This window comes from Agrobacterium sp. 22117, assembly GCF_052045735.1.
GTDB classification, from domain to species: domain Bacteria; phylum Pseudomonadota; class Alphaproteobacteria; order Rhizobiales; family Rhizobiaceae; genus Agrobacterium; species Agrobacterium cavarae.
On the sequence record NZ_JBQEPP010000005.1, the window covers coordinates 493,629 to 518,858 of the forward strand.

Annotated in this window: 27 protein-coding genes; 15 read left to right on the top strand and 12 right to left on the bottom strand. The window is 57.2% G+C overall.

Going from position 1 to position 25,230, the window contains the following annotated elements:
- Position 1 precedes the first annotated feature (1 nt).
- Both ACTJKV_RS17025 and ACTJKV_RS17030 read left to right on the top strand, forming a co-directional pair.
- Positions 2–868 carry an ABC transporter ATP-binding protein gene (locus ACTJKV_RS17025; RefSeq protein WP_082447357.1) on the top strand — a complete coding sequence of 289 codons (867 nt, stop codon included), beginning with the start codon at positions 2–4 and terminating at the stop codon, positions 866–868.
- Positions 865–1,710: a dipeptide ABC transporter ATP-binding protein gene (locus tag ACTJKV_RS17030; protein WP_162686348.1), complete on the top strand. Its 846-nt coding sequence runs from the start codon at positions 865–867 to the stop codon at positions 1,708–1,710. Before ACTJKV_RS17025 ends, ACTJKV_RS17030 begins: the two co-directional genes overlap by 4 nt.
- Before the next feature lie 39 nt (positions 1,711–1,749).
- Here ACTJKV_RS17030 and ACTJKV_RS17035 read toward each other — a convergent pair whose 3' ends face one another.
- Entirely contained in the window at positions 1,750–2,559 is an 810-nt protein-coding gene (locus ACTJKV_RS17035; RefSeq protein WP_440599116.1) for a class I SAM-dependent methyltransferase, read from the bottom strand.
- A 109-nt stretch (positions 2,560–2,668) separates the two neighbouring features.
- On the opposite strand from ACTJKV_RS17035, the gene ACTJKV_RS17040 reads away from it, so the two are divergent.
- The 5 genes from ACTJKV_RS17040 to ACTJKV_RS17060 all read left to right on the top strand — a co-directional run bounded on the left by ACTJKV_RS17040 (position 2,669) and on the right by ACTJKV_RS17060 (position 8,235).
- The gene (locus ACTJKV_RS17040) at positions 2,669–3,802 is read left to right on the top strand and encodes an ABC transporter substrate-binding protein (protein ID WP_062600074.1); all 1,134 of its coding nucleotides are present in this window, start codon (positions 2,669–2,671) and stop codon (positions 3,800–3,802) included.
- Between the two features lie 96 nt (positions 3,803–3,898).
- A complete protein-coding gene (locus ACTJKV_RS17045) occupies positions 3,899–5,035 on the top strand; it encodes an ABC transporter substrate-binding protein (protein WP_440599117.1) in 1,137 nt (378 codons plus the stop codon).
- 1 nt (position 5,036) lies between these two features.
- Entirely contained in the window at positions 5,037–6,104 is a 1,068-nt protein-coding gene (locus ACTJKV_RS17050) for a FecCD family ABC transporter permease (RefSeq protein ID WP_062441798.1), read from the top strand.
- Positions 6,098–6,850 carry an ABC transporter ATP-binding protein gene (locus tag ACTJKV_RS17055; RefSeq protein WP_062424086.1) on the top strand — a complete coding sequence of 251 codons (753 nt, stop codon included), beginning with the start codon at positions 6,098–6,100 and terminating at the stop codon, positions 6,848–6,850. The genes ACTJKV_RS17050 and ACTJKV_RS17055 overlap by 7 nt, the downstream gene beginning before the upstream one ends.
- Positions 6,851–7,104: 254 nt before the next feature.
- Positions 7,105–8,235, top strand: coding sequence for a PLP-dependent cysteine synthase family protein (locus ACTJKV_RS17060; protein WP_440599118.1), 1,131 nt, complete (start codon positions 7,105–7,107; stop codon positions 8,233–8,235).
- A gap of 135 nt (positions 8,236–8,370) precedes the next feature.
- On the opposite strand, the gene ACTJKV_RS17065 is transcribed toward ACTJKV_RS17060, so the two are convergent.
- On the bottom strand, positions 8,371–9,552 hold the full coding sequence (locus ACTJKV_RS17065) for a low temperature requirement protein A (RefSeq protein ID WP_440599119.1): 1,182 nt from the start codon (positions 9,550–9,552) through the stop codon (positions 8,371–8,373).
- Between the two features lie 151 nt (positions 9,553–9,703).
- On the bottom strand, positions 9,704–10,084 hold the full coding sequence (locus tag ACTJKV_RS17070) for a hypothetical protein (protein ID WP_440599120.1): 381 nt from the start codon (positions 10,082–10,084) through the stop codon (positions 9,704–9,706).
- A gap of 257 nt (positions 10,085–10,341) precedes the next feature.
- Between ACTJKV_RS17070 and ACTJKV_RS17075 the strand changes: the two genes are divergently transcribed.
- From ACTJKV_RS17075 to ACTJKV_RS17085, 3 genes are read left to right on the top strand one after another with little or no spacing between them, the layout of a single operon-like run.
- On the top strand, positions 10,342–11,796 hold the full coding sequence (locus tag ACTJKV_RS17075; RefSeq protein ID WP_440599121.1) for a sensor histidine kinase: 1,455 nt from the start codon (positions 10,342–10,344) through the stop codon (positions 11,794–11,796).
- Positions 11,793–12,230, top strand: coding sequence for a response regulator (locus tag ACTJKV_RS17080; protein ID WP_062424082.1), 438 nt, complete (start codon positions 11,793–11,795; stop codon positions 12,228–12,230). The genes ACTJKV_RS17075 and ACTJKV_RS17080 overlap by 4 nt, the downstream gene beginning before the upstream one ends.
- 13 nt (positions 12,231–12,243) lie before the next feature.
- A complete protein-coding gene (locus tag ACTJKV_RS17085; RefSeq protein ID WP_062424081.1) occupies positions 12,244–13,272 on the top strand; it encodes a sensor histidine kinase in 1,029 nt (342 codons plus the stop codon).
- A gap of 20 nt (positions 13,273–13,292) precedes the next feature.
- Here ACTJKV_RS17085 and ACTJKV_RS17090 read toward each other — a convergent pair whose 3' ends face one another.
- The 3 genes from ACTJKV_RS17090 to ACTJKV_RS17100 form a co-directional block, all read right to left on the bottom strand.
- Positions 13,293–14,039, bottom strand: coding sequence for a L,D-transpeptidase (locus tag ACTJKV_RS17090; protein WP_440599122.1), 747 nt, complete (start codon positions 14,037–14,039; stop codon positions 13,293–13,295).
- Between the two features lie 119 nt (positions 14,040–14,158).
- Entirely contained in the window at positions 14,159–15,163 is a 1,005-nt protein-coding gene (locus ACTJKV_RS17095; protein WP_440599135.1) for a L,D-transpeptidase family protein, read from the bottom strand.
- Between the two features lie 204 nt (positions 15,164–15,367).
- Complete coding sequence (locus ACTJKV_RS17100; RefSeq protein ID WP_312804593.1) at positions 15,368–16,147, bottom strand: SDR family oxidoreductase; 780 nt, start codon at positions 16,145–16,147, stop codon at positions 15,368–15,370.
- A gap of 110 nt (positions 16,148–16,257) precedes the next feature.
- On the opposite strand from ACTJKV_RS17100, the gene ACTJKV_RS17105 reads away from it, so the two are divergent.
- On the top strand, positions 16,258–16,812 hold the full coding sequence (locus ACTJKV_RS17105) for a DNA-3-methyladenine glycosylase (protein WP_312804594.1): 555 nt from the start codon (positions 16,258–16,260) through the stop codon (positions 16,810–16,812).
- Here the strand turns inward: ACTJKV_RS17105 and ACTJKV_RS17110 are convergent.
- The 5 genes from ACTJKV_RS17110 to queC form a co-directional block, all read right to left on the bottom strand.
- Entirely contained in the window at positions 16,809–16,964 is a 156-nt protein-coding gene (locus ACTJKV_RS17110) for a hypothetical protein (RefSeq protein ID WP_165807401.1), read from the bottom strand. The two genes, ACTJKV_RS17105 and ACTJKV_RS17110, sit on opposite strands and share 4 nt — an antisense overlap.
- A 163-nt stretch (positions 16,965–17,127) precedes the next feature.
- Positions 17,128–17,319 carry a hypothetical protein gene (locus ACTJKV_RS17115; protein WP_062424077.1) on the bottom strand — a complete coding sequence of 64 codons (192 nt, stop codon included), beginning with the start codon at positions 17,317–17,319 and terminating at the stop codon, positions 17,128–17,130.
- Positions 17,320–17,573: 254 nt separating this feature from the next.
- Positions 17,574–18,323, bottom strand: a complete 750-nt coding sequence (queE, locus tag ACTJKV_RS17120; protein WP_440599123.1) for a 7-carboxy-7-deazaguanine synthase QueE — start codon at positions 18,321–18,323, stop codon at positions 17,574–17,576.
- Complete coding sequence (gene queD / locus ACTJKV_RS17125; protein WP_312804596.1) at positions 18,320–18,688, bottom strand: 6-carboxytetrahydropterin synthase QueD; 369 nt, start codon at positions 18,686–18,688, stop codon at positions 18,320–18,322. The genes queE and queD overlap by 4 nt, the downstream gene beginning before the upstream one ends.
- On the bottom strand, positions 18,688–19,398 hold the full coding sequence (gene queC / locus ACTJKV_RS17130; RefSeq protein WP_312804597.1) for a 7-cyano-7-deazaguanine synthase QueC: 711 nt from the start codon (positions 19,396–19,398) through the stop codon (positions 18,688–18,690). Before queC ends, queD begins: the two co-directional genes overlap by 1 nt.
- A gap of 212 nt (positions 19,399–19,610) precedes the next feature.
- On the opposite strand from queC, the gene ACTJKV_RS17135 reads away from it, so the two are divergent.
- The 3 genes from ACTJKV_RS17135 to ACTJKV_RS17145 all read left to right on the top strand — a co-directional run bounded on the left by ACTJKV_RS17135 (position 19,611) and on the right by ACTJKV_RS17145 (position 23,668).
- Positions 19,611–20,135 (top strand): RNA polymerase sigma factor, encoded by a 525-nt coding sequence (locus tag ACTJKV_RS17135; RefSeq protein ID WP_312804598.1) that lies wholly within the window; start codon positions 19,611–19,613, stop codon positions 20,133–20,135.
- Positions 20,132–21,082 (top strand): FecR family protein, encoded by a 951-nt coding sequence (locus tag ACTJKV_RS17140; protein WP_113260852.1) that lies wholly within the window; start codon positions 20,132–20,134, stop codon positions 21,080–21,082. Before ACTJKV_RS17135 ends, ACTJKV_RS17140 begins: the two co-directional genes overlap by 4 nt.
- Positions 21,083–21,172: 90 nt before the next feature.
- The gene (locus tag ACTJKV_RS17145) at positions 21,173–23,668 is read left to right on the top strand and encodes a TonB-dependent receptor domain-containing protein (protein WP_440599124.1); all 2,496 of its coding nucleotides are present in this window, start codon (positions 21,173–21,175) and stop codon (positions 23,666–23,668) included.
- Positions 23,669–23,752: 84 nt separating this feature from the next.
- On the opposite strand, the gene ACTJKV_RS17150 is transcribed toward ACTJKV_RS17145, so the two are convergent.
- Entirely contained in the window at positions 23,753–24,220 is a 468-nt protein-coding gene (locus ACTJKV_RS17150; RefSeq protein ID WP_111847026.1) for a MarR family winged helix-turn-helix transcriptional regulator, read from the bottom strand.
- A 140-nt stretch (positions 24,221–24,360) separates the two neighbouring features.
- Here ACTJKV_RS17150 and ACTJKV_RS17155 point away from each other — a divergent pair, with 140 nt between their 5' ends.
- Positions 24,361–25,143, top strand: coding sequence for an alpha/beta fold hydrolase (locus ACTJKV_RS17155; RefSeq protein WP_376752817.1), 783 nt, complete (start codon positions 24,361–24,363; stop codon positions 25,141–25,143).
- Positions 25,144–25,230: the final 87 nt, after the last annotated feature.

Here is a 25,230-nt window from a genome sequence, read left to right on the forward strand (position 1 = left end):
TATGGCACTTCTGCAAATCGATAATCTCACCGTCGAGTTCGAAACCGCCAATGGATGGTTCCGCGCCGTGGATGGCGTGTCGATCTCGGTCGATCCGGGTGAAGTGCTTGCCATCGTCGGCGAGTCCGGCTCCGGCAAGTCCGTCTCCATGCTGGCCGTTATGGGCCTCTTACCTTGGACGGCACGCATTACCGCCGACCGCATGCTCTTCCAGGGCAAGGATATCCAGAATCTCAGCGCATCCGAACGCCGCAAGCTGATCGGCAAGGATGTCGCCATGATCTTCCAGGAACCGGTTGCAAGCCTCAATCCGTGCTTCACGGTTGGTTTCCAGATCGAGGAAGTTCTGCGAATCCATATGGGCCTCGACAAGAAGGCACGTCGCGCACGCGCGATCGAACTCTTCAAGCTCGTCGGTCTGCCGGATCCGGAAGAGCGGTTGAAGCATTATCCGCACCAGATGTCTGGCGGTCAGTGCCAGCGTGTGATGATCGCGATCGCGATTGCCTGCAATCCGAAGCTCCTGATCGCCGACGAGCCGACCACCGCGCTCGACGTAACGATCCAGAAGCAGATCCTCGATCTCATCATGCGCCTGCAGGCCGAAACCGGCATGGGCCTGATCATGATCACCCATGACATGGGCGTGGTGGCGGAAACGGCCGACCGCGTCGTGGTTCAGTATAAGGGTCGCAAGATGGAGGAGGCCGACGTGCTCACTCTGTTTGAAAACCCGAAGAGCAACTATACCAAGGCACTTCTGGCAGCGCTGCCGGAGAACGCGACGGGCGATCGTCTGACGACCGTATCGCAGTTCTTCGATGGCACACCGACGCCAGCCGCAAGCATTGGGGGAGAAACGGCATGAGCGACAACAAGATCATGCTCGAAGTCCGCGACATGAAGCGGGATTATCATATCCCTGGCGGCTTTCTGAAGCAGAGCAAGACGGTGCATGCCGTCAAGGGCGTGTCCTTCAAGCTGGAGACAGGCAAGACGCTTGCAATCGTCGGCGAAAGCGGCTGCGGCAAGTCTACCCTTGCCCGCATGCTGACCTTCATCGACGAGCCCACATCCGGTGAACTTTTCATCGATGGCGAGAAGATGGACACACGTCCCGGCCACCTGACGGCGGACATGCGCCAGAAGGTGCAGATCGTGTTCCAGAATCCCTATGGCTCACTCAACCCGCGCCAGAAGATTGGCGACGTGCTGGGTGAATCGCTGCTGATCAACACCAAAATGTCCGCCGCCGAGCGCCGCGAAAAGGCGACCGACATGCTGGTGCGCGTTGGCCTCGGCCCCGAGCACTACAACCGCTATCCGCACATGTTCTCCGGCGGACAGCGCCAGCGTATCGCCATTGCGCGTGCACTGATGCTCAATCCGAAGCTTCTCGTACTGGACGAGCCGGTTTCCGCGCTCGATCTCTCGGTCCAGGCACAGGTGCTGAACCTGCTTGCCGACCTTCAGGACGAGTTCGGTCTGACCTATGTCTTCATCAGCCACGACCTGTCGGTGGTGAAGTACATCGCCGACGAAGTCATGGTGATGTATTTCGGTGAAGCGGTCGAATATGGCACCCGCGACGAGGTCTTCTCCGACCCCAAACACAGCTACACCCGCACATTGTTTGCGGCCACGCCCAAGGCAGATGTGGAATCGATCCGCGCCCGCATGGCTGCCAAGGCTATGGCCAAGGCCGGCTGATTACACGACCCTCACGCCTCGGAGAAATCCGGGGCTTTTTTATCCCGGCTTGCGCGCACAGATCGCGTAGCGGTGCTGAATGCCACGGGCCGCAGCCTTCAGGACATTCCAGTTCCTTGCCTGGCTCTTGTGAACGTCGCGAAGATCGGTGTCGATCGTCACGTCCTCGAAGCCGGCATCGCGCAGCAATGCTGCCACCGCCTCGGCACGGGCACCTTTGGAAAAATAGACGCGGGATAGAATGCTGTTATGCGTGCCGGCCATATCCGGCGGCATGTGCACCGCTTCGGCCTTGAGAAGCCCGCGCCTTTGCAGCCAGTTCGCCAGGTCTTTCAGGACCTTCTCCATGCGGCTGACATTGACGAAATCGCCATCGACGATCAGCACCTGCCCGCTGGGTTTCAAAACCCGCATCCATTCACAGAAGGCGGCCTTTGGATCGACCAGGGTCCAGACCAGATGGCGGTTGATCACCACATCATAGCTTGCGTCCGGCTCCATGGTGTTTTCGGCATCGCCCATACGAAAGGCAATCTTTCGGTTTCGGCTTTTCGCCTTGGCCTTTGCCCGCTCCAGCATGGGCTCTGCCCAGTCGAGGCCAGTCACGCGGAAGCCGAGATCGTCCATCAGGTGGGAGACGACCCCCGTGCCGCTTGCGAGATCGAGCGCCAGCCTCCCCTCACCCGGCCCCAGATGCTTCAGCACAAGGCGATGCCAGGCGGCGCGTTCATCCTCGGAAAAGATTTCATGTCCGGGTGAAAGATCGAAGGTCGCAGCGCGAGCGGACCAATAAGCCTTGATCTCGTCCTTCAGACCAAAGTTGCTTCCATAATCATTTGCGCTGTCCATGCTGGCCGACCTTCACAATTGCAGTTGAGAATTGCTCTAAAAGATAAAACTTGACGAACGCAATCATAAAATCTTAAAGCGCCAAAAGTTTTATTGGAGAGCTATTTCAATGCGCATTACAGGCAGATCCGCAGTTCTTGCAATGGGCCTTCTGGTTTCGACCGTATGGCCGGCTTTTGCTGAAAAAGTGACGGTCAAAGACGTCACGGGACGCGATGTCGAGGTCAATGTGCCGGTCAAGCACGTCATTCTCGGCGAAGGCCGCCAAATCTATTTTCTCGCCGCTCTGGACAAGAACAACCCCTTCGAACACGTCGTCGGTTGGCGCGATGATCTGCCGAAAGCTGATCCGGAAACCTATGAGGCCTATCTGGCGAAGTATCCGGATATCGCCAAGCTGCCGAAGTTCGGTGGCATGAAGGACGGCACCTTCGATATCGAACAGGCGGTTGCGTTGAAGCCCGACGTCATCCTGATGAATATCGATGCCAAGACGGCAACGGAGGAAGCCGGCTATATCGAGAAGCTCGGCAAGGTCGGCATTCCGCTGGTCTATGTCGACTTCCGCGAAAAGCCGATGGAGAACACCGAGCCGAGCATGCGTCTTATGGGCAAGCTGATGGGCAAGGAAGCGGTCGCGGAAGACTTCATCAAGTTCCGCTCCGACAGCATCAAGCGCGTCACCGACGTTCTCGAGAAGGAAAACCCGAAGAAGCCCGTCGTCTTCGTCGAGCGCGCCGGCGGATATTCGGACGATTGCTGCATGTCTTTCGGCAATGAGAATTTCGGCAAGATGGTCGAGATCGCCGGTGGCATCAACATGGCCAAGGGCATCATTCCCGGCACCTTCGGCACGGTCAATCCCGAGCAGATCATTGCCTCCAATCCAGACCAGATCATCATCACCGGTGGCAAGTGGGACGCTTATGTGCCCGGCGGCAATTGGGTCGGCGTCGGTTACGGTGCGGACTTAAAGGAAGCGCGCCGCAAGCTGGAAGCTCTGACGAAGCGCCCTGGCTTTACCGGCGTCAAGGCGGTCGAGAACGGCAATGTTCACGCCATTTGGCACCAGTTCTACAACAACCCCTATCAGTTTGTCGCGATCCAGGAGATTGCCAAGTGGCTGCATCCCGATCTCTTCAAGGACCTCGATCCTGAGGCGACCTTCAAGGAACTGCACGAGCGTTTCCTGCCGCTCGAATACAAGCCCGGCTACTTCGTCTCTCTGAAAAACGACACGTAAAACAGAGAAGACAATGGCCCGAACCAGGCCAGAAACGAACGAAGCGAGGCGGCCTCTCTCCGCCTCGCCATGCTGTTTTTAAAAGAGGGTCATCCCATGATTTTCAAAACGCTTGGCACCATTGCAACCATACTCTTTGCGACGCTCTCCTCACCGGCCTTGTCGGCGCAGATCGTCGACGCGGCCGGTCGTACCGTCGAGATGGATCTGCCTGCAAAGCGGGTGATCCTCGGCGAAGCCCGGCAGGTTCACGTCGTCGCGGCGCTTAAGGGCGACAAAACGTTTGACACGGTTGTCGGCTGGCGGGACGATCTCATCAAGAAGGACCCGGATAGCTACACGGCCTATGTCGAGCGCTTTCCGCAGATCAAGGATCTGCCCCGCTTCGGCTATCTGCCGCAAGGCGGGTTCAGCCTGGAAGCCGCTATTGCACTGTCCCCGGATGTGATCACGCTGAACCTGGAGGCCGAGCAAAGCGCAAAGGAAAGCGGCTTCGAAGAGAAGGCCGCCGCTGCCGGCATCAAGGTTGTCTATCTCGATTTCCGGCTCGACCCGGACAAGAACACCGAACGTTCGATCCGCGCCCTTGGACAAATTTTCGGTGCCGAGCAGCGCGCAGACGAATTCATGGCCTATCGCCGCCAGCAGATCGCTCTGGTGACCGATAAGCTGGCGACCGTGAAGGATCTGAAACGTCCTGGTGTCTTCATAGAGCGCGCCCCGGGTATCTCCGGCGAAAACACCTGCTGCCGCACCTTCGGCCCGGTCAATTTCGGCGCGATGGTTGAGGAGGCCGGTGGCCACAATATTGCGTCTGACGTGATCAAGACCACCTTCGGCGATCTCAACCCAGAGCAACTCGTCGTCTCCGATCCAGCCCACATCATCGTTACGGGTTCCAACTGGGCAGCGGAATCCGATATCAACCAGTTCGTGCCTGTTGGCCGCGGCGCCGATATGAAACTGGCGCGGGAGCGTCTCGCTAAGCTGATGACCCGCACGCCGTTTCCTGAACTGACGGCAGTCAAGCAAGGCAATGTCCACGCCGTCTGGCACCAGTTCTACGGCGCCCCTTACGAGTTCTTCCCCATCCAGCAATTTGCCAAGTGGTTTCATCCCGATCTCTTTGCCGATCTCGATCCGGAGAAGAATTTCGCGGACTTCCACAAGCAATTCTTACCCGTCAGCTACAAGCCCGGCTACTTCGTTTCCCTCGAAAAAGGCGTGAACTAAAATGGCTTCCGTCACCCAAACGCCCGTGGAGACGACCGGAGGGCATCAATACCGCGCCCTTGCCGGCCGCCGCATACTGATCCTTGTCGGTCTTCTTCTGGCTTTGTGCCTCAGCATTGCGACCGACATGGCGCTGGGGCCTGCGCGTTACACGCTTTCAGACGTGGTAAGCGCCATCTTCGATCCGGCGGCGGTTGCCAACCAGCTCCGCGTGGTGATCTGGGACATTCGCATGCCGATTGCCCTGATGGCAGTCACCGTCGGCGCCTCGCTTTCTGTCGCGGGCGCGCAGATGCAGACCATCCTCTCGAACCCTTTGGCCAGCCCCTTCACGCTTGGCATCTCGGCAGCGGCAAGTTTTGGCGCTGCTTTGGCGCTCGTCGGCGGCATTGCAATCTTCCCAGGCGCGGTGGAGTATATGGTACCGATCAACGCCTTCCTGATGGCGATGCTGGCCGCCCTCTTCATTCACTTTGCGTCCACCATGCGCGGCGTCAGCGTCGAGACCATCGTGCTTCTCGGCATCGCACTGGTCTTCACCTTCAATGCGGCCCTTTCGCTTCTGGAATATCTCGCCTCCGAACAGGCGCTAGCAGCGGTCGTCTTCTGGACCATGGGCAGCCTCACCAAGGCGACATGGGCGAAGGTCTATGTCACCGCCGCCATTCTCGTGCTGACCGTACCGCTCTTCATGAAGAACGCGTGGGCTTTGACGGCGCTCCGCCTTGGCGATGACAAGGCTGCGAGCATGGGCGTCAACGTCCGTCGCCTGCGCCTCCAGACCATGCTGACCGTCAGCCTGCTGGCCGCCATTCCGGTGTCCTTTGTCGGCACGATCGGCTTCGTTGGTCTCGTCGGCCCGCATATTGCCCGCATGGTGGTGGGTGAGGACCAGCGTTTCTTCCTGCCCGGCTCGGTCATCTGCGGCGCGCTTCTTCTCTCTGTCACCTCCGTCGTCAGCAAGATGCTGATCCCCGGCGCCGTTCTGCCAATCGGGGTGATTACGGCTCTTGTTGGTGTGCCCTTCTTCTTCATCCTGATCTTTTCCAACAGGAGACGCGCATGGTAGCCTTGGCTCTACAGGATGTCGGCGCGAAATACGGACGCACGACCGTTCTTTCCAATGTCACTATGGATATGCTCCGCGCAGGGAGCGTCACGGCTGTCATCGGCCCGAACGCAGCCGGAAAATCCACGCTCTTCAAGCGCATTGCCAGCCTGATTTCCGGCCCCGGCGTGGTGACGCTATCTCAAACGGAGCAAGGGCCGAAGACCATCTGCTATATGCCGCAGGACACCGGCGCCAATGCGGTGCTCACGGTTTACGAATCCATCCTGCTTTCTGCCAAGCAGGGAAGCGGCTGGAAAGTTCGCGACGACGAACTTGCCGAGATCGACGCGATCCTGAAGGCGCTCAACATCGACAACCTGTCCTTCCGCGGACTTGGCGAACTGTCCGGTGGCCAGCGTCAGCTCGTGTCGCTTGCCCAGGCACTGGTCCGCAAGCCGGAAGTGCTTTTGATGGACGAACCAACCTCGGCGCTCGATCTTCATCGGCAAGTGGAAGTGCTGGACTTCATCTCAAGCCTCGCCCGTCGCGAGGGCATGATCGTGTTGATTGCGCTTCATGATCTGAACCATGCGCTGCGCTACTGCGAAAATACCCTCGTGATTGCCGGCGGCCAGATGGTGGTGAGTGGCGCGACCGAAGATGTCATCACGCCTGCCATGCTGCGCGATATTTATCGGGTGGATGCGCGCATTGAAACATGCTCGAGGGGACAGCCCTTTGTTCTGGTGGACGGCACGGCCTAACGCTATCGCCATCTGAGACGGCTCTGGAAGGCCAATCCGATCACGCGGCGCTAAATTTTGGCGTTGCGGTGCGCGCTGCTGGCCTCCACCCACTTTGCAAAACCATCGTTCTAAGATAGGACGATTCCATGGAACATTCTTCTTCCATATCTATTCATGGGAGCAAATTTTTATGGAAACTGTCGCTTCGATAAAATATTTGAACGAGGCATCGCGCACATCAAGCCGGTCGGGCCAGATGGAGCTCAACTGCCATGCATGAGTGTCTGTCCACACCTCCCATCACCCCGCTGCCGGCATGCGAAGACCGTGAATGGGCGCGTCGCGCCATCGGCATTCTGCAAGGCGACGGTCGTCGTTCGGCAGATACTCATCTCGTCAAACCCGTTTTCAACGGTCTGCGCGGCATATCGATTTATCTGAAAGACGAGTCGACGCACCCGACCGGCAGCCTCAAGCATCGCCTCGCCCGCTCATTGTTCCTATATGGCATCTGCAACGGAAAGATCCGCCAGGGAACGACGCTGGTAGAAGCCTCGTCCGGCTCCACCGCTGTCAGCGAGGCCTATTTCGCGCATCTGCTCGACCTGCCCTTCATCGCCGTCATGCCGCACTCCACCAGCCGCCAGAAGGTGGAGGCCATCGAGCGCTTCGGCGGTCGCTGCCATTTCGTCGATAGTCCTGCCGAAGTCTACACCGTTGCGGAGAAGCTGGCTGCGGAAGCGCAGGGCCATTATCTCGACCAGTTCACCTATGCCGAACGTGCAACGGATTGGCGCGGCAACAACAATATCGCCGAATCCATCTTCGACCAGATGCAGAGCGAAGAGCATCCGGAGCCCTCATGGGTGGTGATGAATGCCGGCACCGGGGGCACCTCCGCCACGATCGGACGCTACATCCGCTATCGCAATCTTCCGACCCGACTATGCGTGGTGGACGTGGAGCACTCGGCCTTTTACCAATCCTATATGTCGGGAGACCGTAACGTCACCTGCTCGACACCGTCACGCATCGAGGGCGTGGGCCGCCCGCGCGTCGAGCCCTCCTTCATTCCCGGCGTCATCGATCACATGATCAAAATCCCGGACGCGGCATCGATCGCCGCCATGCATGTCCTCTCAGAGCGCCTTTTTCGGCGCGTCGGCGGCTCCACCGGCACCAATTTCTTCGGTGTGTGCTGGATTGCGGCAGCGATGATGAAGGAAGGACGGGAGGGTTCGCTCGTATCGCTGATATGCGACAGTGGTGACCGATACGCCGCAACGTACTACAATCAGGAGTGGCTCGCTCAAAACAGGATCGATATAAATCCTTACAGAGCCATGATAGAAGCCTTTATCGATAGTGGCGACTTCAGGAGTTTCGATGCGGTAAGGCTATGATAGGCGCTATTTAGAACCGTTCTTCATGGCAGCGCGATGGGCGCTGCCGACGCTCTCGGCAAGTCGTAATTTGTCGAGAGAAGACGGCGCCAGAGTCTTTGAGCCGCGACCGGTTGTTTGGCATCGTACTCCGGCCTACCCCATCGCCTCGGCATTTTTACGAAGCGCCACATACTCCCAGATCGCAACGAGCAGCAGGACGGTTGCACTGGCAATCTGCAGGCCATAGAGCGGCACGTCTGGGACGAGGAGGAGTGCCACCAACACCCCAACGCCGACGAAGTGCGACACCGGCCTCACATGGGATGCAGCAACCTTAACGCCGATATTGCCGAGTAAAAACAGGATCGGCCCGCCCATGATCGCAAGCGACTCTCTGAGCGTCGCGGGATCGTGGCTGTTTGAAAGACTGAAGTCCTCGCCGACAGCCGTTAGGATGATACCTGCGACGATGGGCAGATGGCCGTAGTTGAAGAGGTTCTGTACAATTTTCTCCGGCTCGGCCGTCTCCTCGGCTTTTTCCGAGGCTTGCTCCTGCCCATGGTGAAAATATATCCACCACATGATGACGGTGCTGAGGAAGGCCGCACAGAACACCACGAAAGTCAGGCCGGAATTCATATATTCCGTCGCCGTCTTGCCTGTCGTGAGGATCGTTTCACCAAGGCAGATGATGACGAACAGCGCACATCTCTCCGCAAGGTGCTCGCCCGAAAGAAGAATCTGCTCATCGTCATGGGCGCGTATGCCAGGAACATGGTACCGCACGAGCGGCCCGATATATTCGATGGCGATTGCGACCGTCCACAGGATCAAGCGATAGGTCAAGCTATCGGTCAGCCCGCCGGCAATCCAGAAAAAGCTGGATACCACCAGCCAGACGGTGATCCTGCCGAAAGTCTTGGAGTTGCCGTGGTCGACACCGTGGAAAACATAAAGACCGAAGAGCGAGCGGGAGAGCTGCATCACCGTATAGATCGAGGCAAAGATGATCCCCTGGCTCTCGAACGCCTTGGGCAAGGCGATGGCGAGCAAGACCCCGGCAAACATGAGGCCGAACAGGAACATCCTGACAGGCCCTTTATCGGTGTTCAGCAGATTGGTGAGCCAGGTGATGTGCACCCACAGCCACCACAGCGCAAGAATGAGGATGGCGGCCTCGTAGATTGCTGTCGCGCCAAAGTCTTCCGTCAAGGTATAGGAAAGCTGGATCAGCGCGAAAACGAAAACGAGATCGAAGAATAATTCTGGAAACGTGGCCTTTTGCGACTCGTCATCGTCAGGCCTGATCCACCCGCTTCCCCTGCTATCCGTCATATATTTCCCCAAGTGGATGCAAGGCCATCCCTTCGCATGAAGCGTGTCGCGATCTTTCAGATCCACTTATACGCTTCAGGTCCTTGTTTTATCGCATGCCAGTATCACAAAACCGCTGTACTTATGTGTAACATGGTTGGCAGCGAGCACCCTATCGCGACGCCGTCGAAAGGGAAGTGTTCATCAGGGCTGCTTCCCTGATCAAGGCGTCTTTGCGCCCCGCCAACTCCACCTCGTTGGAATTGTCAGGATAAAAACGTGGCCCGATAAGGCGCACGCGCTTTCCTGACACATCAACGATGTAAGTAGCAGGGCTCTCAGCTTGAGGATCCTCAGCATTTGGAGCAACGTCCGTTTTAGCAGCCACGGCAGTTTTCGCTCGCTTTGCCAGTTTTGGCTTCTTCGCGACACCACTGTTCGATGAGACTTTCTTGGCCGGTGCGATGCTGCTGACTTCGTAGGTTTGCGCCAGAACGGCAGTCGTCGTTGACGATAGGAAGAGCGCTGCGGCGCCTGCTGCGAACCGTTTCATCGGGGTCTCCAGAACTGTATAGCTTTGCAGCAACAACATCGGACCCGGAATTTTGGTTCCACTACTCTAACGTCAGTCAAAGTCTTTTGTGCGAAACCGTACTATCCCGCTGGTAAGACTGCATGAACTTGCATAAACAACAGGATAGGCATAGGTCGTTTTCAACTGCGCATTGCGACATGCCGGGCAACTGTGCCGATTGAGATGTGGGGACGTCATTGGTCAAACTCTCTCCTTTTGTCAGGCGAACCCTGGTCATGCTGGGGCTCGGAATAGCCCTGTTGATCGGAATGGTCGGGGCATCACTGTGGCTCGTTGAAAAGAACGATAACTATTCCCGTGAGACCGCAGATCTCCGCCGAATCCGCTCGGCAATTTTGGACGTACTCACCACCGTTCAGGACGCGGAGACCGGTCAGCGCGGTTATCTGTTGACCCGCAGGGAAGATTATCTCGCTCCATATAGGGAAGCCTTGCAGACGCTGGCGGAAAAGCGTGAGCGGCTTGTGGCCAGCGTTCAGAACAAGCCGATCTATACTGGAAAGCTCCCTGTTCTTCAGACTGCCATCGATGCCAAGATCGCCGAAATCGGTCGCACGATTGATCTTGTGAATGCAGGACGGATCGATGAGGCGATCGATATCGTCCGCGCCGATACAGGCCTCATCTACATGCAAGAGATCCGCAACACGCTGGATGAGTTTCAGGATGTGACGGATGATCGGCTGCGCGTCATTGTCAACGATCAGTTGCAAGCGGCGGACAATCTTCGCTGGGTGACGATCGGCGGCGCTATCGCTATCATCGCGGTTGTGGGTGGCGCTCTTTTTCTGATCGCGAAATACGTCGGCGAACTGATGCGCTCTCGCGAGGAGGTCGATTCGCTCAATCGTGGCCTCGAAGAACGCGTTAACGAGCGCACCCGTGACTTGATACGCGCCAATCAGGAAATACAGCGCTTCGCCTATATCGTGACACACGACCTGCGTGCGCCGCTCGTCAACATTATGGGCTTTCTGTCTGAGTTTGAAGCCTCGCTGAAACCTATCGAAAGCTATGTGCTGGCCGATGGTGCCACACTCTCGGAAAACGAGATCAGAGACGCGCGGCTGGCTGTTAAGGAAGACCTGCCGGAAGCAATCGGTTTCATTCGCTCGTCCACCCGCAAGATGGACCAGCTGATCAATGCCATCCTGAAGATTTCCCGCGATGGCCGCCGCAAGCTGCAGGCGGAGAAGGTCGATCTGAAAGAGCTTTTGGCGGTAGCGGGCGCAAGCGTTCAGCACCAGGTCTCTGCAGTGGACGGCGAGATCGACGTCAATGTGCAGCCCTTCACCGTCATCAGCGACAGGATCTCGCTCGATCAGATTCTCGGCAATCTCTTCGACAACGCAGTCAAGTATCAGATGAAAGGTCGTCCGCTGCACATTTCAGCGCGCATCCTGCCACAGGGACGTGGTATCGTGCGGCTCGACATTACCGATAACGGACGTGGTATTGCGGAAGAAGACCTGGAGCGGATCTTCGAACTCTTCAGGCGCGCTGGCGATCAGGACCAGCAGGGCGAGGGCATTGGACTCGCACACGTCCGTTCGCTAATAAGAAATTTAGGCGGGGACATTACCGTCGCCTCGGAACTTGGCAAAGGAAGCACATTCCATCTGACCTTGCCGACTGATCTGCGGAAAATCACACGAGGTAACGACACATGAAAATAACCGGCCAGGAAGTCACGATCGTCATGATCGAAGACGATGAAGGGCATGCCCGCCTGATAGAGAAGAACGTTCGGCGCGCCGGCGTCAACAACGAGATCGTGCCCTTCACGCTTGGCAACAAGGCGCTGGACTACATTCTCGGACCGAACCGCGATGGCCTCGTCAGCAAGGACCGCTACATTCTCGTTCTTCTTGACCTTAATCTTCCCGACATGTCCGGAATCAGGATATTGGAGCAGATCAAGAGCAACGAGCATACCAAGCGTCTGCCTGTGGTCGTGTTGACGACGACGGACGACGAGACTGAAATCCAGAAGTGCTACGATCTCGGTGCAAACGTCTATATCACCAAGCCGGTCGATTACGAAGGCTTTGCCACCGCGATCAGAAACCTCGGCCTCTTCTTCTCGGTGATACAGGTTCCATAAAGGCGTAAACGCGGTGCATATACTTTATGTCGATGATGATCCCACTGTCGCGCGGCTCGCTACACGCGTGCTGGGTCGGCACGGCGTTCAGGTCGACCATGCACCGTCCGTCGTCCTTGGGCTTGAGAAATTCAATGCCGGGACATTCGACGCCGTGGTGCTGGACCATTATTTTGTCACCGGCACCGGCCTGCAATTCCTCAATGCCATCGGCGACCGCAGCCGCGATACGCCCGTTCTTTATGTCACCGGCGCAAGCGAGGCACAGATCGCCATCGACGCATTGAAGGCGGGCGCTGCGGACTACGTCATCAAGACGGTCGCCGACGATTTCTTCCCACTGCTTCTGACCTCCATCGAGCAGGTCTGCGCCAATTTCCAGCTTCGCAAGGAGAAGGAAGAGGCAGAGCGTCTTCTCGTGCGCGCCAAGGAACGCGCCGAGCTGATGGCAAAAGAGATGAACCATCGCATCGCCAACAGCCTTTCGCTGGTCTCGGCAATGATCCGCATGCAGATGATCGCGGCCTCCAGCGAAGAGGCGCGCACCGTTCTATCGGAAACGCAGAACCGAATTTCGGCCATCGCCGGCGTCCATCGCAGTCTTTATACCGCGGACAATATGGGTGTGGTGGATCTTGACGCTTATCTCTCTTCCATCATCAACGAGCTGGCAAAATCCGGCCCGGACAATGAGCGCATTCGCATCAAGACGGACATGGAGACGATCAGCGCGGCACCCGACCAGGCGGTGGCACTCGGCGTGATCGTGACCGAACTTACGACGAACTCGTTGAAATACGCCTACCCCACCAGTGATGGCGATATTCGCATCTCGCTCAAGATCCGCGAGGGCAAACTACAGTTGACCGTCGAAGATGACGGTGTGGGGATGGGAAGCAAGCCGAAGCCGCAAGGCACCGGGCTTGGCACAAAGCTCATCTCTGCCATGGCCCAGAGCCTGAAGGCGACGGTCGAGCAAAGCAGCGTTCAGGCGCATTCCGGAACACGCATCTGCGTGGAATGGGAAGCGCCGCCTGCCTGACACGGCGACGCTCTTTTCACTTAGTAAGTACCCGGCAAACCAGCAACGATCTGAGGCGCAGGCGCACCAGCCATCACTTGTGACGGCGGAGCAAGCGACGTTACGACAATCGGGGTGCCGTCAGGCACACGATTATAGAGGTCGACAATATCCTGGTTCATCAGGCGGACGCAGCCGGACGAAACGGATTTGCCGATCGTCCACCATTCCGGCGAACCGTGCAGTCGGTAGATCGTATCGCGGCCGTCCTTGAAGATATAAAGCGCACGTGCTCCCAATGGGTTCATCAGACCCGGAGCCATGCCGCCATTTGCGGAGCTGTAAGGCGCAAGTTCCGGCTGGCGCGCGATCATCTCATCGGGCGGCGTCCAGCGCGGCCATTGGCGCTTATACTGGATGACACCCCTGCCCGCCCATTCGAAGCCGGCACGCCCCAGGCCCACACCATAACGCATCGCCTGGTTGTTTTCATAGGTGAGGTAGAGGAAGTGGTTCGCCGTGTCGACAACGATGGTTCCTGGCCGTTCGCCGGTCGGGTTCTCGACCATCTGGCGGTAAAATTGCGGATCGATTTTCTGGTACGGGATCGCCGGCAGCGGGAACTGCTCATCTGGCTTTGGTCCGTAGACCTCAGCATAATAAGGATCGACTCCGGGGCGTGTTTCCACCGTCTCGCGCGGCGTGGTGGTACATCCTGCCAGGGCCGTCAGGGCCAGTCCGCCGGTGCCGAACAGAAAGCTTCGGCGTGTCGTTTCATTGTTATTCAATCCAAATCCTCATCAACTGGAGCGCCGTGGTCCCATCGGACGCCCAAAGGACACTCCATCTCTAAATCCACGCATCGCGCCTGCCGAGATCCGCTCCGATGTTCAGGCCGCTGCCATCGTCATCGTGCTCCGGAAAATGGGTCGGCGAGCGCTGCTTCCGGGCGGCTTATCGGATATTTCGTCCCGGAAACACGACCCGCCATGTCCTTTGCACCGCTGTTCTTCAAAATAGTGCGGAAGCTTGGATGCATCCCGCCATCGACATAAGCGTTCATGACGCTTGAAGTTCCACCGGCCATGGCAACATCGAGCTTCTGCTTCTCGACGTCGAGCCGCGAGGCCACTTGCGGGTCCAGTTGATTGACAGCGGGTGGGCAGGCTGCCAGCGGATCGGCCGGCTCGCCGCCGGCAAATTCTGCGTTGAACACATAGCGGCGACCGCAGACCGAGACCTTTGGCTGACGGCGAGTGACTTCGAAATAGTCATAGCCGTCCTTCAGCGTCCGCCAGAAGGGGAAGTTCGGATCATTCTTGTAAGCCGCCATGTTCTTCGCCGTCATGCGGAACGGATAGGCCTGAACCTGGAAGCGATCCTGGCCGCCTTTCAAGGCACGCTCGACGATCGCATAGATCTCGCCAATCTGCGCATCCGTCATAGCGTAGCAGCCAGACGAAGAACAGGCACCATGCACCATCAGCGCTTCACCCGTATAACCGAGCGCCGATTCAAGCCGGTTCGGATAGCCGAGGTTGAAAGAGACATAATATTGCGAGTTCGGGTTCAGCATGCTGGAAGAGACATGGTAGAAGCCTTCGGGCGCCTGTCGATCCCCGCTCTTGGTTTTGGGACCAAGCTTGCCCGACCACCGGCACATCGGATAGGCCTTGAACAAGGCGTAGTTACCAGTCTTGTCGACCTTCCAGACTTCCAGCTCGCTTTCCTGCTTGAAAATCCGCACAAGAACGGGGCTTTCCGGCTTCATGCCCTTGGCAGACATGGCGGCAGCAACCTTGGAGGATAATTTAGGCGGCTCTTTCGACGCGCTGTCGAACCCCATGGACGTACAGGCAGCAAGCGACGCACACAGCCCAACGACAGCTGCGGCGCGCACCGATGCGATCATGATGTCTCGAAGCTTCGTCGCTACGAAACCCGATTTTGCCGAAGTGCTCATGGAACGTCTTGCCCGTCTCTTTGTCGCGTGACTAACTAAAGAAGGTGACCACATGACGGCAATCACCCGAATGGACAAAGAGTCGTGAATTTCCGTTACGAGTCCGTTAATCATAGACACACAACGACGTGAGCGCGACGGTTGGCAGTCCCGCTATCGCAAAAGTCCCTGACCGCCGTCGATCCAGACCGGCGTGCCGGTGATGTGACGCGACTTGTCGCTGGCCAGAAACACCACGAGATCGGCGACGTCTTCGCTCAGACCCGCCTCCCCGCCTGTGATGGGGATGTCGCCCTCCGGCCATTCGACCGGGATTTCCGTTTCGTGAGAGCTACGGATATCGGTGTTGTCGTCGATCTTCGTCTCGATTGCGCCTGGACAGATCGCGTTGACACGGATTTTGTACTGGCCAAGCTCAAGCGCCAATTGCTGCGCCATCGCAAGCTGCCCGGCCTTGGTGGCAGAGTAGGCAGTGGCACCCGGCGACGTGAAGGTGCGTGTGCCGTTGATGGATGAGATGATAACGATCGATCCGCCACCGGCGGCCTTCAGATGCGGCACCGTCTTATGGAGGGTCATGTAGGTGCCCCGAAGATTGACGGTCATGGTCTTGTCCCACTCTTCCGGTTTCAGATCATCGATCGGCGCCCAGACGCCGTTGATGCCGGCATTCGCCACCACAACATCCAACCGTCCATATTTTTCAGCAAGCCGGGTGACGGCCTCATCCATTGCAGCCTCGTCCGCGACGTCGGCAACCAGCACCAGAGCCTCGCCGCCATCCTTCTCGATATCGGCAACGAGCTTTTCCAGTTCATCGGCAGTGTGCCCGAGCGCACCGATGACATAGCCGTCCTTGGCAAGAGCGATGGCGGACGCACGACCAATGCCGGATCCCGCGCCGGTGACGAGTGCAACTTTTTCCTGCGCCATAGGCGGTCTCCTATTGATGCCAGTAGCGTTTGGCCAGAACGAGTGGCTTATCCACTAAACTGAATAAAATACGGGTTGTTCCCGGCGCCTTCGCGCGTCACCATGCCGGGATGAACAAGGATTTCTTCGATAGGGATGCGGTGGTCGTTGCCAGGGCAATGATCGGGATGGAATTTCGCTTTCACAACACGGGTGGCATCATCGTTGAGACAGAGGCCTATCGACCTGACGACCCCGCTTCGCACAGCTTCAACGGGCCGACGCTGCGCAATCGCGTCATGTTTGGTGCGCCCGGACACCTCTACGTCTACCGCTCCTATGGAATTCATTGGTGCGCCAACATCGTGTGCACCTCTGGCTCGGCGGTCTTGCTCCGCGCGCTTGAACCTCAGACGGGTGTGGATCTGATGAAGATGAGACGCGGAACTGATGTCTTGCGGAACCTATGCTCCGGTCCGGGCAAGCTCTGCCAAGCGCTTGCGATCGCCGGCGACGCCGATGGAATGTCTGTGTTTGAGCAGCCGGTCCTGCTCCGCCCAAGTGAGACCGATCCAGAAATCGTCACAGGACCGCGCATTGGCATTACAAAGGCGGTAGATTTGCCGTGGCGTTTCGGCGCCAAAGGCTCGCCCCATCTAAGCAAGCCGTTCAGTCGTCCAGCCTAAACCACCATCGGTGGTTCATCGTTCTCATCCGGGTTGGGATTGGGCGCCTCGTCCGGCAGGCGGTCAGGCTCCGGCTCCTGGATTGGAGGGACTTCAGGCTGCGGCGGGATTGGCGGCGTCGTGGGATCTGGCTCTGTCGGGACAATACCCATCGCGTCTTATCTCCAAATGTGTGCGGGCAGCCGGTCTCCAGAAATCGCCTTCCGGTTCACTGTGTTCGCCGGATCGGTCCATTCTTAAGACCAAACTGCCCGCTCTCCTGACATGACGTTGTAACGTCCTAGTCTGTAGAAGGGTTGCCCGCTTTTTTCAAACTCAAACAAATCCAAGTGAGCTGCGCGCGATCTCGCGCTGATCGCCATAATCGCGCGTATGGGCGTCGTGGCCATATTCGTGCGCTGCATTGGTCAACTGCAACTCGGGAACCTGAAGCAAGGCATCGGCATAGGTGCCGGTCTCCTCGTCATTCTCAACAATCGTGTGAATTGGCTTCAAAAAATCGAACATGGCTTCCTCCCATTCGAAGTTTCCACCTAACGCATCAGCCGACGCTACGTTCCTCCTCATAGCGGCGAACCATGTCCGTTAGATACCAACTTTACTACACTTTAATTTGACGAATCGTTATGACGCAGACGCACATTGTAGCGATCGCGACGTGAAGCCGGCTCCATCTTATGCCTTCTATCAGCACGCTCGCGGTTCTGGCTTATCGGGATGACGAGACCGCAAGATCCAGTCCCCGATTTGCGCCTCATGCGTTAGACGCCGCGGCGATTGCCCCACAGCAAAACGTGAAGCTGAGGCAACACGCGCGCCTCGAACCAGCGCTCCGATGCGACCTTTTCCACCAGCCACAACATGCGATCCATAATGCCGTCGACATCGACGCGCGCATCATCGTCATCGGGTGGTGGCGGGGTGTGATTGCCGGGCTGGAGATAGACCGGGAGGGCGGGGAAGCGCGAAGCGGCTTCGCGCGCATAGGCAAAATCGGTGTCATCGAAAACGACGACCTTCAGCGCAAGCTGAGGTCCTGTTCCGGCGGCCTCCAGACAGTCCTCGAAGGCCTGCCAGTCCGTCTCCATGCCGCTGGAGGGTGGCTTGGGGCTGAGCACGAGATAATCCAGATCGGCAAACCAGTCCTTGCAGATGCTTCCTTGCGTCTCGAGCGCAAAGCGATATCCCTCGCCCTTCCCCTTCCGGATTAAGGGCCCAAGTGGTTGGATCGCAGGATTGCCGCCGGACAACGAAACGGTGATCGGCTTGCCGCCAGACAGCCTGACGACCTCCGCCCAGATCGCCTTGACGGAGAGCGGCTTCCAGTCATCCCGGTAATCGCTATCCACCGCATGCAGCGTATCGCACCAGGAACAGCGATAATCGCAGCCGCCGGTCCGAACAAAGACAGTCGGTAGACCGATCAGCAGCCCCTCGCCCTGAATGGTCGGACCGAAGATTTCGCTGACCCGGATCGGCAGGTCGCGCGGCGCATCAACAGCCGCACTCATCGCGCAGCCGCCGGCCGGTACTCTGCCCATGTCTTGGCGGTCTCGCTGACGCGCACTGCACTCGTCTCGGGAAGCCGATCCTTGCACCAATCATAGAAATGCTGCGCCAGCCGTTCCGCGGTCACCATGTCATGGCCGAGAACGTCGTTCAGATGCCGGTGGTCGAAGCAGTCGTCGATATAGCGCTTCAGCGGCGCCAGCTCGTGGTAGTCGCGAACGAAGCCGTGCTCGTTCAACGTCTCGCCGGAAAGCTCCACCTCGACGATGTAGTTGTGGCCATGCAGCCGCGCACATTGATGATCGGCGGGCAGGCCTTTGAGTTGATGCGAGGCGGAGAAGTGAAATTCCTTGGTGATGCGAAACATCAACGCACCTCCCGCGCCGCATAGGCACTGGTGGCCACCGCCCAAAAATCCGGGTCTTCGTAATCAGTGGGGTCAGCCACGCCAGCCAGATGAAACGCCTCGCGCCGCTCGACGCAGGTGCCACAGCGACCACAATGGCGCTCGCCACCCTTGTAGCAAGACCAGGTTTCGCCAAAGGGCGTGTCGTGCTTAGCCCCATCGGTCACGATATCCGCCTTGGAGACCATGACGTAAGGTGCGTAAAGCTCCACCTTGGCATAGCCCTCCAGCGCATGGGCCTGCATGGTGTTGAAACTATCGATAAAGCCTGGGCGGCAATCCGGATAGATGAAGTGATCGCCGCCATGAACAGCAATCGCCACCGCATCCGCCTGCTGCGCAGCCGCCAGACCAAAGGCAATGGTGAGCATGATGGCATTGCGGTTCGGCACCACGGTGGAGCGCATGGTCTCCTCCGCATAGTGCCCATCCGGCACCTCGACATCGTCGGTCAAAGCCGAGCCTGTGAGATGAGCGCCGATGGTGCGAATGTCGATGATGTGATGCGGCACACCAAGGCGGGCGGCACAAGCACCCGCATAGTCCAGCTCTTTTCTGTGGCGCTGACCATAATCGAAAGACAGCAGAGCAAGCAGTTCGTGTTCCGCTGCAATTCTATGCGCAAGCGAAACGGAGTCCAATCCGCCGGAGCAGATGACGATCGTTTTCATAATTTGAGATCCCTTGTTTTGACCGGGTGGGCTGCGACCGGATTACCGCTGGGCTTCTAGAGCAAAGGGCGAGGCTTGTGAAGACGTAAAAGCCTAGGGCTCGCGCCAAGGGTGGACCACAAAATAACATGATATTTTTAGTCATATTTAATTGCCGATGCGTCATTTCCGTTCTATGAGAGCCCAACTCAGCGAATAGTCGGATACCACCCATGTGGAGCAAACCTGCTTCTCAGTCTCAGATCAACGCAGCAATGGAAGCCTACTACGACGACCTTTGCCGCGCTATGCGCAAGCGAGGACACACGCCTCTCGGTTCGCAGGATATAGTTCACGATATTTATGTGCGGCTGATGGGGAAACCGCGACTGCCGGAAAACCAGTCGGCGGTAAAAGCATTCCTCATTCGCGCCTGCATCAATCTGGGCATAGACCACTTCAGAAGAGCAAACTTCGAAAAGCGGCTGTTCGCTGGTAACTCCGAAGAGGCTGCAACTGTAGCGGACGCTTGCCAGAGCGCTGAAGACACCGCGGACATAGGCCTGAGGCTCGTCATTCTGGAACAGGCAATCATGGAGTTGTCTTTGCAGCGTCGCCGGGTGTTTCTCGCAAGTGCAGTCGGAGGACTGACATCGACTGAGATCTCGAGGAAGAGCGGACTCACGAAGAATATGGTCGATCGCCATTTGCGAAAGGCTTATTTGCACTGCCTCCAACGACTGGAGCCGACACTTTGACGGATCTCGCAGATCTTACGGGCAACGCCGAAGAGGAGGCAATTGATTGGCTTCTGAAATTGCGAGACCGTCCCAACGATGAAGAGTTGAAAAAGGATTTCGACGCCTGGTTAGCCAAAGACCAGAGCAATGCGAAAGCCTATGAGCGTGTGCGTTGTCTCGTAGGCGATGCGAAGCGGCTCTCGGCGGCGCAAAGCGACTTTGGATTTCCTCTTCCGTCCAAGCCACCTTCGAAGACGGTTCTCCCTTCCATCATAGTCATGACTGGGATAGCTGCGGGCTTGTATCTTTACATGTCGGATGCGCTGATAACCTTACGGGCCGATCACGTCACGGACATTGCTCAGCGAGCATCCTTCAGAGCCCCTGACGGTTCCAATCTCGTGCTGAACGCTGACTCAGCGATAGCGTTTCAGTTTTCGCAGCACGAACGGCGTGTCATTTTGATGCGCGGCGAGATGCTTGTCGACGTTACGCCAGACCCGACAAGGCCCTTCGTCGTCGAGGCCGACGGTGCGACCGTGACAGCTTTGGGCACAGCCTTCGACGTCAACATGCTGGAGAGCGAAACAAGGGTTGCTGTCATCAGACACAGCGTCGCTGTGCGCCTTAACGATGAGCATCAGGTGAAAGTCGTCAAGGAGAACGAGGGCGTTAATTTTGCTTCAGCCTCCGGAATTAGCGAGACCTTTCCTGTCGACTTAAAGTCCGTCACTGAATGGGAAAGCGGCAGGTTGGTATTCGACGAGCAGCCTCTTCCGGACGTTATCGAGACCGTCGGTAGGTACTTGCCGGGAAAGATCCTGGTCGCAAACCGCGAACTGCGTAGCAAAATAGTCTCTGGGACCCTCGATATGAGCGATCCTGACAAGGCTCTTCAGTCTTTCGCCAAAGCGTTTGATATCAAGCTTTTGAAGCTCACGCCCTACCTCACGATCCTGCGCTGATATCGCCAGCGAAAAATCTTAAAAAGATGTCCCAAATACTCATGTTCATTCGTACCGGGGATGAAAACATCCAATATCCGGAGACTCCCCATGGACCGTGGACACCTGAATATTCGACCGGGACGTCGAAGCTATATCTTGCCGACGTTGCTTATTGGTTTTGCGCTTGGGAGTGGGTGCAATGCCTTTGCAGAGCAAGCGAAGCTGGATGCGTTTGACATTCCAGCAGGTTCTCTTAGCTCGGCGATCAACCGCCTAGGCTCTCAATCGGGGCTGCAAATTCTTTTCGATTCTTCGATTATGACACGCAAGACGAGCCCGGAGATCAAAGGGCAGATGGACGTGCGTCATGCGCTTGAAGCGCTATTGTCGGGCAAGGGATTGGCCTATCGATACATCTCTGTGGATACTATCAAGATCGAGCCGGCATCGGAGCCAGTCCAGCCTCCACCATCAGACGGAGCTACCACACTTAAAACAATCGTGATCAGGGGTCGGGAGTTCAACGAAAGTGCGCCGGGCAATGCCGCATTTGACTCAGCCGATATCGACCGTTCCCAAGCTAGTACGCTTCCGCAATTGTTGCAAAGGACACCTGGGGTGGCGACCGCAGGCGGCGTAAGATTGCAAGGGCAGACAACGGTGATACGCGGGTTTGCGAGACCATCAGATACCAGGGTGTTGCTGGACGGTGCTCCGAAAAATTTCGAACTTTACGATCAGGGTTCCATTTTCATAGAGCCGGAAATCCTGAAGAGCGTCGAACTTCAGAAGGGTGCAACATCGGTTCGCTACGGAAATGGCGGCTTCGGCGGCACCATTCTGATGGAAACGAAGACAGCAAAGGACATGCTGAAGCCCGGCCAAAGCTTTGGAGGATGGACGAAAGGAAGCTACCACACCGCCAATACTCAGCGAACAGGGAGTGTCATGGTCTATGGGCAATCAGATTTCGACATGCCAGTAACCTATGACGGGCTGATGTCTGGAACCTGGCGCAAGAGCGGCAATATGCGCGTGGGCGGCGGAGAGGTTTACGACGCATCAAATGACCGGCTCACAACATTCACTGCCAATGGCGGCGCTGCTTACGAAGGTCACGAAATCCGCGCTTCCCTCACCTACGGACGCTCCGATGATTGGGGGCCAGTGGCAGCCGTTCGTGGCGATCTTGCCGTGAGTCAGTCCAGTATCGATCGGTACGGAAGGCAACAGGCACGACTGCGTGCGTTGGCTGCTCGCGATTTAGACGATTTTTCGGCCACGCTCAAATACCGCTATGACGGCGAAAGCGACCTCGTGAATTTCAAAGCAATGGCAAGCTTTTCTTCCACGAGCCTCCATCGCACGCGGCCCATCATCCCGGGATTTACACCCAGCGCCTCGCTTGGCGGCCAAGAGAATGACGCCCAATACTCCGACATCAAGTTTGAGGCAGAGAACACGTCCAGGCTAGAAATACTGAATGCTCCGCACGTCTTGAACTATGGCATCCAGATCGGCATGCATGATCGTGACGCATGGATGTACGACGTCGCGAACAGCAGCAATCCAAGTTACAACTACGGCTACTATGCGTCCTGGATCGTGCCTGAAGGCAAACAGAGATCGATCTCAGCCTTCATTCGTGATGAAGTCGAAGTCACGGATGGCTTCTTCATCACTCCGGGACTTCGCTTCGACCACGTGAGAATGGAAGGCAAACCGAATGCCGCTCCGAGATACAACAACCCCTTGGCGGGACATGATTACTCGGCGGTTTCCTACAATGGCTTCACCCCAGCCCTGAGCGGCCGTTGGGAAGCGACGCCTTCCACAACACTTTTTCTCGACTGGGCCTACGCGATTCGAACCCCAATTATCGATGAACTCTATTCGTCGCAAAGCATCGCAACGAAAGCATCTGCAACATCAAGATATCTTCTTCCGGAACGCAATAACTCCTTCAATGTGGGTGTGTCGCAGGAGTTTTACGATGTGTGGAGTTCAGGGGATACTCTCACCGCCTCGGTATCGGGTTTTTACAATCACGTTACCGATCCCGTCACCAGACGATTTGGTAGTGCCAATCTGGCAAATGTGACAGGTCCTGTGCCCTTCTATTGGAACACGCCATCCTATCGTATCTACGGCGTTGAAGTGAAAGCGAATTATGAATCGGACACCGTGTTCGGCAGCCTCGGTTTTTCCGTCATGAATGGCTCACGCAAGGGCGCGATCAACGACATTTACGGCGGCAAAACTTATCCCGGCGATATGGCTCCGCTCACCGTGAATGCTTCGCTAGGTTATCGAATTCCAGACTCCGAACTGTCACTGCGCTGGACCGGCCAGTTCGTCGCCGAACAGAGGCACACACCTTACTATAAAGGTACCGGGTACTTTTACGCGCGGCCTGAAAGTGGAGGCTATGCCGTCCACGGACTTCTTCTGGAATGGACACCGAAGGAAGGGTTTATGGCAGGAACGGAAGTCAGAGCAGGCGTCGAAAACATCTTTGATAAGTTTTACAGCCCTTATCTCGCCGACGGCGTATCGGCGATGGCGGGCAGAAACTTCACGCTTTCGGTCAGCCGAAAGTTCTAAATACATACCAAGGGACCGGGCGCGCATCCCCAACTGGGATGCGATCCACCATTACCGTTCATGCAGCCAGCATGTCTGACAAATTCACGCAGGCTCGTCCCACCCGCCGATCTGCGAGTAGATGGCGTTTCGTAGGCCTCGCACGTCGCGGTTCAGTGCCGCGAGCGCTTCTGGCGTCTGGGTCGACGCCGCCAGCAGCGTATCGCTCAGGCACCCCGCCTTGTGCTGCAGCGCCCTGCCCGCATCGGTCAATGCGATCACGACCTGGCGTTCATTGCTGGCGTTTCGCGTTCTTTGTAGCAGGCCCGACGCTTCCAGACGTTTGAGAAGCGGAGTGAGGGTGCTGGATTCAAGCGCCAGCGAGGCCGCGATGGCACCGACCGTCTGCTCGTCTTTGCTCCATAGAACGTTGAGCACGAGGTACTGGGGATATGTCACCCCCAGTTCATCGAGAAGCGGCTTGTAGGCGCGCTGGATAGCGATGCCTGCACTGTAGATCGCATAGCACAGCTGGTCGCTGAGAGGTGGTGGATCATTCCTTTTAGTGGCCATATCGAACTCCTTTCCCTTTATATACAGGGCGTTACGACAAAAACCAATATCGCGATAAATAATATCTTGACGATCCCGAAAATCCATGTGAGTTTATTGTTATCGCAATAATAGTTATTGCAAAATTTAAGGAGATTACGATGAAGACCTTGACCTCAATCACTGCTATTGCCGCCGCCTTTGTAGCCACAGCATCTGCCAATGCCGCGGACGTCATTCCTGAGACCCAGATCGTCAGGAATGTTGTTCTGGTTCATGGCGCCTTCACCGATGGCGCCGGCTGGAAAGGCGTCTATGAAAACCTGACAAAACGCGGCTACCGCGTCAGCATTGTCCAGAATCCATTGACTTCACTGGAAGACGACGTTGCCGCAACCAAGCGAGTGCTGGACCGACAGGATGGTCCGACAATCCTGGTCGGGCACTCCTGGGGAGGCACGGTCATCACTGAGGCTGGCATCGATCCCAAAGTGGCGGGACTGGTCTACGTCTCGGCCCTCTCGCCAGATGCCGGAGAAACCACGGCCCAACAGTATGAGGGCTTTGCACCGGCGACGGAATTCGTCTTGGACATCACCAAGGATGGGTACGGTTACGTCAACCGCGATAAGTTCAAGGCCGGTTTTGCTCACGATGTGAGCGATCAGGACGTCGCGTTCATGCGCGACTCTCAGGTGCCGATCAACATGTCTGCATTTGCCACAAAGTTGAAGAACGCCGCGTGGCGCAGCAAGCCCAGTTGGGCTGTGATCGCCACGGAAGATAAGGCTTTCGATCAGGCGATGCTGGTCCATATGGCCGAGCGCATCAACGCGAAGATCACGAAGGTTTCGGCGAGCCATGCGCTGTTCATGACCCAGCCGGAGGTCGTGTCCGACACGATAGACCAGGCGGCGAAGGCGGTCTCCGCCAAGCAGAAGTAAGGCAAAATGAAACTGCCACCGGGGCGCAATCGCAATCCCGGTGGCAGTCATTTCCTCGCAATACCGTCTCAGCGACACGGGCACTTC

Coding starts and splice junctions, on each gene's coding strand:
- ACTJKV_RS17025 (WP_082447357.1), top strand. CDS start 2: ATGGCACTTCTGCAAATCGATAATCTCACCGTCGAGTTCGAAACCGCC.
- ACTJKV_RS17030 (WP_162686348.1), top strand. CDS start 865: ATGAGCGACAACAAGATCATGCTCGAAGTCCGCGACATGAAGCGGGAT.
- ACTJKV_RS17035 (WP_440599116.1), bottom strand. CDS start 2,559: ATGGACAGCGCAAATGATTATGGAAGCAACTTTGGTCTGAAGGACGAG.
- ACTJKV_RS17040 (WP_062600074.1), top strand. CDS start 2,669: ATGCGCATTACAGGCAGATCCGCAGTTCTTGCAATGGGCCTTCTGGTT.
- ACTJKV_RS17045 (WP_440599117.1), top strand. CDS start 3,899: ATGATTTTCAAAACGCTTGGCACCATTGCAACCATACTCTTTGCGACG.
- ACTJKV_RS17050 (WP_062441798.1), top strand. CDS start 5,037: ATGGCTTCCGTCACCCAAACGCCCGTGGAGACGACCGGAGGGCATCAA.
- ACTJKV_RS17055 (WP_062424086.1), top strand. CDS start 6,098: ATGGTAGCCTTGGCTCTACAGGATGTCGGCGCGAAATACGGACGCACG.
- ACTJKV_RS17060 (WP_440599118.1), top strand. CDS start 7,105: ATGCATGAGTGTCTGTCCACACCTCCCATCACCCCGCTGCCGGCATGC.
- ACTJKV_RS17065 (WP_440599119.1), bottom strand. CDS start 9,552: ATGACGGATAGCAGGGGAAGCGGGTGGATCAGGCCTGACGATGACGAG.
- ACTJKV_RS17070 (WP_440599120.1), bottom strand. CDS start 10,084: ATGAAACGGTTCGCAGCAGGCGCCGCAGCGCTCTTCCTATCGTCAACG.
- ACTJKV_RS17075 (WP_440599121.1), top strand. CDS start 10,342: ATGCTGGGGCTCGGAATAGCCCTGTTGATCGGAATGGTCGGGGCATCA.
- ACTJKV_RS17080 (WP_062424082.1), top strand. CDS start 11,793: ATGAAAATAACCGGCCAGGAAGTCACGATCGTCATGATCGAAGACGAT.
- ACTJKV_RS17095 (WP_440599135.1), bottom strand. CDS start 15,163: ATGATCGCATCGGTGCGCGCCGCAGCTGTCGTTGGGCTGTGTGCGTCG.
- ACTJKV_RS17100 (WP_312804593.1), bottom strand. CDS start 16,147: ATGGCGCAGGAAAAAGTTGCACTCGTCACCGGCGCGGGATCCGGCATT.
- ACTJKV_RS17105 (WP_312804594.1), top strand. CDS start 16,258: ATGAACAAGGATTTCTTCGATAGGGATGCGGTGGTCGTTGCCAGGGCA.
- ACTJKV_RS17110 (WP_165807401.1), bottom strand. CDS start 16,964: ATGGGTATTGTCCCGACAGAGCCAGATCCCACGACGCCGCCAATCCCG.
- ACTJKV_RS17115 (WP_062424077.1), bottom strand. CDS start 17,319: ATGTTCGATTTTTTGAAGCCAATTCACACGATTGTTGAGAATGACGAG.
- queE (WP_440599123.1), bottom strand. CDS start 18,323: ATGAGTGCGGCTGTTGATGCGCCGCGCGACCTGCCGATCCGGGTCAGC.
- queD (WP_312804596.1), bottom strand. CDS start 18,688: ATGTTTCGCATCACCAAGGAATTTCACTTCTCCGCCTCGCATCAACTC.
- queC (WP_312804597.1), bottom strand. CDS start 19,398: ATGAAAACGATCGTCATCTGCTCCGGCGGATTGGACTCCGTTTCGCTT.
- ACTJKV_RS17135 (WP_312804598.1), top strand. CDS start 19,611: ATGTGGAGCAAACCTGCTTCTCAGTCTCAGATCAACGCAGCAATGGAA.
- ACTJKV_RS17145 (WP_440599124.1), top strand. CDS start 21,173: ATGGACCGTGGACACCTGAATATTCGACCGGGACGTCGAAGCTATATC.
- ACTJKV_RS17150 (WP_111847026.1), bottom strand. CDS start 24,220: ATGGCCACTAAAAGGAATGATCCACCACCTCTCAGCGACCAGCTGTGC.
- ACTJKV_RS17155 (WP_376752817.1), top strand. CDS start 24,361: ATGAAGACCTTGACCTCAATCACTGCTATTGCCGCCGCCTTTGTAGCC.